The organism is Propionibacterium sp., assembly GCF_047719395.1.
GTDB lineage: Bacteria > Actinomycetota > Actinomycetes > Propionibacteriales > Propionibacteriaceae > Propionibacterium.
The window spans coordinates 1180-1783 of record NZ_JBDNTB010000106.1; the positions used below are offsets into that span (position 1 = coordinate 1180).

A 604-nucleotide genomic window follows, 5' to 3' on the forward strand; every position below is an offset into this window, starting at 1 on the left:
CCCGCACCATCCCCCAGCCCCCCCCGACCCCACGCGCTCCCCTATCGGCCTCTCCAAACCCCCGGCCCCCCCCCCCGCCCCCCTGCCACAGCCCGGTGAGCGGGCGGTCTGATGAACAAACGGCGGTGGTACGCACGGCTGTACTCAGACACCCCCGCAGCAATCCAGGTCGTGATCCCACCACACCCATTCCGCTCCTCAGCAAGGACCAGAACTGTGGCATCTCGTCGATCGAGTACTTCCTCAAGATCTTCTTGATGCGCGTGGTACGGGGTTATGCTCCATCTTGAAGAGCAGCGCTTTCCCACCGTTGGCCTCGATGAGTGCATCGACCTTCGCCTCGGCATCCACACACATAGTGCGGAATTTGTGCACGCTGATCGTCGTTCCGCGCCGCCCGATGCGTTCCTGACAGAAGACGACTGGCCCACCGTCGTCCATCTTGATGAGCACCGCCACCCCAAGAACGCTGGTGCGAGCAGCACGAGCGCAATCACCGAGAACACGATGTCGAAGCCCCGCTTGAGCCACAGCCGCCAGCCACTGAAACGGGCTCTTCCCAGATGAGGGTGTAGGCGACGCAGCAGCCGTGGTGGGAGGGCGC

Annotated in this window: 2 protein-coding genes; both read right to left on the minus strand. The window is 64.1% G+C overall.

Going from position 1 to position 604, the window contains the following annotated elements:
* Window positions 1-223, minus strand: a 223-nt coding sequence (locus ABF648_RS12000) for a hypothetical protein (protein WP_415632480.1), incomplete at its 3' end; no start/stop codon positions are given.
* Between the two features lie 20 nt (window positions 224-243).
* Window positions 244-459: a sugar transferase gene (locus ABF648_RS12005; protein ID WP_415632478.1), complete on the minus strand. Its 216-nt coding sequence runs from the start codon at window positions 457-459 to the stop codon at window positions 244-246.
* Window positions 460-604 lie beyond the last annotated feature (145 nt).